6 protein-coding genes are annotated in these 6,000 nt (G+C 70.3%); 4 read left to right on the forward strand and 2 right to left on the reverse strand.

Annotated elements, in window-relative coordinates:
• Positions 1-143: 143 nt before the first annotated feature.
• From MB828_RS12660 to MB828_RS12675, 4 genes are read left to right on the forward strand one after another with little or no spacing between them, the layout of a single operon-like run.
• Positions 144-434: a hypothetical protein gene (locus tag MB828_RS12660; RefSeq protein WP_133025471.1), complete on the forward strand. Its 291-nt coding sequence runs from the start codon at positions 144-146 to the stop codon at positions 432-434.
• Positions 435-482: 48 nt separating this feature from the next.
• A complete protein-coding gene (locus tag MB828_RS12665; protein WP_301648217.1) occupies positions 483-1,304 on the forward strand; it encodes a hypothetical protein in 822 nt (273 codons plus the stop codon).
• 16 nt (positions 1,305-1,320) lie between these two features.
• Positions 1,321-3,252 (forward strand): fumarate reductase/succinate dehydrogenase flavoprotein subunit, encoded by a 1,932-nt coding sequence (locus tag MB828_RS12670; RefSeq protein WP_301648218.1) that lies wholly within the window; start codon positions 1,321-1,323, stop codon positions 3,250-3,252.
• Complete coding sequence (locus MB828_RS12675; RefSeq protein WP_133025473.1) at positions 3,249-4,025, forward strand: succinate dehydrogenase/fumarate reductase iron-sulfur subunit; 777 nt, start codon at positions 3,249-3,251, stop codon at positions 4,023-4,025. Before MB828_RS12670 ends, MB828_RS12675 begins: the two co-directional genes overlap by 4 nt.
• On the opposite strand, the gene MB828_RS12680 is transcribed toward MB828_RS12675, so the two are convergent.
• Positions 4,000-4,989 (reverse strand): phosphotransferase family protein, encoded by a 990-nt coding sequence (locus tag MB828_RS12680; protein WP_301648219.1) that lies wholly within the window; start codon positions 4,987-4,989, stop codon positions 4,000-4,002. The two genes, MB828_RS12675 and MB828_RS12680, sit on opposite strands and share 26 nt — an antisense overlap.
• Positions 4,986-6,000: glycoside hydrolase family 18 protein (locus MB828_RS12685; protein WP_301648220.1), on the reverse strand; the 1,015-nt coding region annotated here is incomplete at its 5' end. The genes MB828_RS12685 and MB828_RS12680, both read right to left, overlap by 4 nt.

A 6,000-nucleotide genomic window follows, 5' to 3' on the forward strand; every position in this document is an offset into this window, starting at 1 on the left:
GAGCGCGTGCGGGCGCGCGACGGAGGCATGCAATCCGCCAATCGCTGCACATGGCTTCACATCGGCAGGTGTGACGCGCAACACTCGCAGGCGCATGAACGTTGCCGCCTTGGACCAGGAGTCCGTGGAAGTGAGGTCACGTCATGTCCGTGCACGACGACCTGACGTCAGTCCAGCGCTGCCTTGAGGACCTGAACCGGTCCGTCGGCCGCCTGGAGCAGCAGCTCGGAAGCGGCGGACTGGAGATGCGCCGTGTCCGCGCCGACGCCGATCACCTGCGCGAGAGCGTGGCACTGCTGCGGGCGGCGGCCGACGCCGGCGCCCCCGGCAAGCGCCCGGATCTCGTCACCATCTCCGACGACCCGTACGACATCAACCTGTGGACGGACACGGACGACGAGGGTCTCGGCGCCCGCGACCGGCGCGCCCCGTAGGAGCGCCGCCCGCAGGCCCCCGATCCCCGAACCGACCGGAGTCATCCGTTGGCCACTGGTACGGAACCACATCCGAACAGCGGCGGCGTACGCACCCGTACGCGCGCCGCGATCTCCGACCCGCACCTGCGGACCGACCGCTGGTGGCTGGCGCCCGCCGTCACCGCGGCCGGTCTGTTCGCGTTCGTCGTCTACTCGACCTGGCGGGCCTTCGCGAACGCCCACTACTACTCGGCGCCGTACGTCTCGCCGTTCTACTCGCCCTGTCTGGCCGAGAACTGCAAGGACATGCCGTCCGGGCCGAACGCCGACCTCTTCGGCAGCTGGTGGGCGATCTCCCCGGCGATCATCATCCTGATCTTCCCGCTGGGCTTCCGCCTGACCTGCTACTACTACCGCAAGGCCTACTACCGCAGCTTCTGGGCGTCGCCGCCGGCCTGCGCGGTGGCCGAGCCGCACGCCAAGTACACCGGTGAGACCCGCTTCCCGCTGATCCTCCAGAACATCCACCGGTACTTCTTCTACGCCGCCCTGCTGGTCGCCTGCGTGCTGACCTACGACACGGTCCTGTCCTTCCGGGACACCCACGAGAACTGGGGCCACATGGGTCTCGGCACCCTGGTCTTCCTGGTCAACATCACGCTGATCTGGCTGTACACGCTGTCCTGCCACTCCTGCCGGCACATCGTCGGCGGCAAGCTCAAGCACTTCTCCAAACACCCCGTGCGCTACAAGGCGTGGCAGTTCGTCGGCCGGCTCAACGCCCGGCACATGCTGCTCGCCTGGGCGTCGTTGGTGAGCGTGGCGCTCGCCGACTTCTACGTCTATCTGCTCGCGTCCGGTGTCTTCGACGATCCGCGATTCTTCTGACGAGTGAGGCCTTCTGATGGCAGCGGTGGAGCGGCAGCAGTGGGACGTCGTGGTCGTCGGCGCCGGCGGGGCCGGACTGCGCGCCGCGATCGAGGCGCGCGAGCGGGGCGTCCGTACGGCGGTGATCTGCAAGTCGCTGTTCGGCAAGGCGCACACGGTGATGGCCGAGGGGGGCATCGCCGCGGCCATGGCCAACGTCAACGAGCACGACAACTGGCAGGTGCACTTCCGCGACACCATGCGCGGCGGCAAGTTCCTCAACCAGTGGCGGATGGCCGAACTGCACGCCAAGGAGGCCCCGGACCGGGTCTGGGAGCTGGAGACCTGGGGCGCGCTCTTCGACCGCACGAAGGACGGGAAGATCTCCCAGCGCAACTTCGGCGGCCACGAGTACCCGCGCCTCGCCCACGTGGGTGACCGCACGGGCCTCGAACTGATCCGGACCCTGCAACAGAAGATCGTCGCGCTCCAGCAGGAGGACCACCGCGAGACCGGTGACTACGAGTCCCGGCTGAAGGTCTTCCAGGAGTGCACGGTCACCCGGATCCTCAAGGACGGCTCCCGGGTCAGTGGCGTCTTCGCGTACGAGCGGGAGACCGGCCGTTTCCTCGTCCTGGAAGCGCCCGCCGTGGTGATCGCGACCGGCGGCATCGGCAAGTCCTTCAAGGTGACGTCGAACTCGTGGGAGTACACGGGCGACGGGCACGCGCTGGCGCTGCTGGCCGGGGCGCCGCTGCTGAACATGGAGTTCGTGCAGTTCCACCCGACGGGCATGGTCTGGCCGCCGTCAGTGAAAGGCATCCTCGTCACCGAGTCGGTGCGCGGCGACGGCGGGGTGCTGCGCAACTCCGACGGCAAACGGTTCATGTTCGACTACGTCCCGGACGTCTTCAAGGAGAAGTACGCCGAGTCCGAGGAAGAGGGCGACCGCTGGTACGAGGACCCGGACCACAACCGGCGTCCCCCCGAACTGCTCCCCCGCGACGAGGTGGCCCGGGCCATCAACTCCGAGGTGAAGGCGGGCCGCGGCTCCCCGCACGGCGGGGTCTTCCTGGACGTGTCGACGCGGATGCCGGCCGAGGTGATCCGGCGCCGGCTGCCGTCCATGTACCACCAGTTCAAGGAGCTGGCGGACGTCGACATCACCGCGGAGGCCATGGAGGTCGGGCCGACCTGCCACTACGTGATGGGCGGGGTCGCCGTCGACTCGGACACCGCCGCCGCGCGCGGGGTGCCGGGACTGTTCGCGGCCGGTGAGGTGGCCGGCGGGATGCACGGCTCCAACCGGCTCGGCGGCAACTCCCTGTCCGACCTGCTGGTGTTCGGCCGACGGGCCGGCTGGCACGCGGCCGACTACGCGGCGGGCCTCGACGCCCGGCCCGCGGTGGACGACGGCCAGGTCGACACCGCCGCCGCGGAGGCGCTGCGCCCGTTCTCCGCGGAGAGCGAGGACCCCGACGCGGGGCCGCCGGAGAACCCGTACACCCTCCATCAGGAGCTCCAGCAGTCCATGAACGACCTGGTCGGCATCATCCGCCGGGAGGGCGAGATGGAGCAGGCCCTGGAGAAGCTCGCCGCGCTGCGGGTACGGGCCCGCCGGGCCGGGGTGGAGGGCCACCGCCAGTTCAACCCGGGCTGGCACCTCGCCCTGGACCTCCGGAACATGCTGCTGGTCAGCGAGTGCGTGGCGCGGGCGGCACTGGAGCGCACCGAGTCGCGCGGCGGGCACACCCGCGAGGACCATCCGGCCATGGACCGCAGGTGGCGCCCGGTCAACCTGCTGTGCCGGCTGGCCGATCCGACGGGCGGCCTGGCGGCTACCGACCCGGTGCGCGGCCAGATCACCCTCGTCCGCGAGAGCACCGAACCCATCCGTCCCGACCTGCTGGCCCTCTTCGAGAAGGAGGAGCTGGTCAAGTACCTCGCCGAAGAGGAGCTGTACGAATGAGCGGCTACACGGCCCGTTTCCGGGTGTGGCGGGGTGACGTCGAGGGCGGCGGCCTGGCGGACTTCGAGGTCGAGGTCAACGAGGGCGAGGTGGTCCTCGACATCATCCACCGCCTCCAGGCCACCCAGGCGCCCGACCTGGCGGTCCGCTGGAACTGCAAGGCGGGCAAGTGCGGTTCGTGCTCGGCGGAGATCAACGGCCGGCCCCGGCTGATGTGCATGACCCGGATGTCCGTCTTCACCGAGGACGAGACCATCACGGTCACCCCGCTGCGCGCCTTCCCGGTGATCCGCGATCTCGTCACCGACGTCGGCTTCAACTACCAGAAGGCCAGGGAGGTCCCGGCGTTCGTACCGCCCGCCGGGGTGGGTCCCGGCGAGTACCGGATGTTCCAGGAGGACGTGGACCGGTCGCAGGAGTTCCGCAAGTGCATCGAGTGCTTCCTGTGCCAGGACACCTGCCATGTGGTGCGCGACCACGAGGAGAACAAACCGGCGTTCGCCGGCCCGCGCTTCCTGATGCGGGTGGCCGAACTGGACATGCACCCGCTGGACGCGGCCGACGCCTCCGGCCTGGACCGCAAGCGCACGGCCCAGGACGAGCACGGCCTCGGCTACTGCAACATCACCAAGTGCTGCACGGAGGTGTGCCCCGAGGGCATCCACATCACGGACAACGCGCTGATCCCCCTGAAGGAGCGGGCCGTCGACCGCAAGTACGACCCGCTGGTGTGGCTCGGCTCGAAGATCAGGAGGCGCCCGGCAGCAGGCTGAGGGCCTGCCGGAGGTTGAACTCGGCGATGTCCCGCATCGGTTCCCGCTCCGGGAAGTCGCCGTCGAGCAGCCTGAGCGGCCCCGCGACGAGGTTGAGGTGCATGGCGAGCCGGTACAGCCCCAGCCGGTCCTCGTCGAGGTCGGCGGCGCGCAGCACGTCGTAGGCGGGCCCGAAGCGGTGCTGGAGGAAGACGTGCTCCCACTCGGCGTCGAAGTACATCAGTCCTTCGATGTCGATGAGCGCGGGATCGCCCTGCTCGGTCACCAGCACGTGGTCCGGGCCCAGTTCGCCGTGCACGAGCGAGGCGTGGTCGCGGGGCTCGACCGCGTCGTAGAGCTCGCGGACCCGCTCGGTCAGCGCCCGGCGGGCCGCGCGCACCCGGGGGTCGCGCTCGGCGACCTCCGCGATGTCGTGCACCGCGCGGTCGGCGACGACCTGCTCGCAGGAGTCGCCGAGCGGCTTGCCGTCCTCCTCCACGAGGGCGGCCTTGCCGTATCCGGCGGCGGTGTACTCGCGGAGCACGCCGAGCGTCCCGGCGAGCCGGGCGAGCGGCACCCGTGCCGCGCCCGGGTCGCTGCGCAGCAGCACCTCCAGGCTGCCGCCGCGGACGTCCTCGACGACCGCCGCGTAGGCGGGCAGGTACTCGGCCTCCTCGTCGGCGAAGAGCAGGCGCGGGGTGCGGACGCCGAGTTCGGTGAGCCGGTCGTGGGCGGCCAGGAAGAGGCCGAGCCCGGAGGCGTGCGCGAACGGGTCGCGGATGTCGGCGTCGGCCGGCCCCCAGTAGTCCTCCTCCGGGGACCAGACGTAGGCGATCGCGGACCGGCCGTTGTCGAGGGCGAGCCGGTAGACCCCTTTCTTGGATCCGCCGCGCAGCCGGGTGACGACGGCGGGAACCTTGCCGAGGGCCTGGCGGGCGAGCGGTGCGAGGTCGTCACGGGTGAGGTGGGCACGAGCGGTTGTCATGGCGTACGGACCCAGTCCTTCCGATAAGAGGTCCAGTCATCCTCGGTGGCGGCGAAGTCGACGTACAGGGCGACGCCGAAGTTAGCGCGATCCGCGTCCGCGCGTGACAGTCCCAGCCGAACCCCGCGTACGGCCGCCGGCACGGTCTCGGCGTGCGCCCAGTGGCCGAAACGATTCTCGTGGTAGAAGGGCAGCCCCATCAGAAGGTCGGTTCCGGCCGGGGTGACCTCGATCGCGAGGCTGGTCTGCTGGGCGACATAGCCTCCGTACAGGCTCTCCAGCGGCTGCATGGTGTCGTACGACATCACGGCGATCTGGTCCACCCGACGGGCGACCTGGCCGAAATATTCCTGCGACCACCATTTCGGATGACCGGTGAGAGTACCCCAGAAGGAGTGAAAGGCCGGCAGCGGATCGATCTGGTGTGCGGCGACGGACAGCAGCGGGGTCACGGGGCGCAGGGCGTCGAGAAGGGCGAGGTAGTTCCGGTCGCCGGAGTGCAGGGGCTCCAGGTCGAAGTGGACCCCGTCGAACCCGGCGGCGACGACCTGACGGGCGGACGCGACCACGGCGGCGCGCGTCTCGTCCTTCTCCAGGTGCATGGCGCCCGGCTTCTCGGGTGCGATCTCGTCGCCCAGCCAGGCCTGTACGCGCACGCCCGGCAGTTTTCGATGCACGGCCGTTATCAGCCAACGCGCCTTGGGGTAGGCCGATGTGGGCAGCGTGCCGTTGTGTTCCAGTGGTCCGGCGTGGACGTAGAGGTCGCGTATGCCGGTGCCGGCGAGCCGGGCGGCGAGGGCGGTGACGTCGGCGTCGCCCTTGCGCCCGTCGACCCAGGCGTGCCCGAGCCACAGGGCGTCCCTGTCCCGGGTACGGGCGCCCGGCTCCGGGTCGCCGGTGTAGTTGACACGGAGGGCGGTCTCGGCGATGAGGAGGGGGACGAACAGGACGAGCACAGCGAGAAGCGCCCCCCTCCGTGCCCGCCGCCCCCAGCCGCCCCTCCTCCGCCCC

Source organism: Streptomyces arenae (genome assembly GCF_022343545.1).
GTDB lineage: Bacteria > Actinomycetota > Actinomycetes > Streptomycetales > Streptomycetaceae > Streptomyces > Streptomyces humi.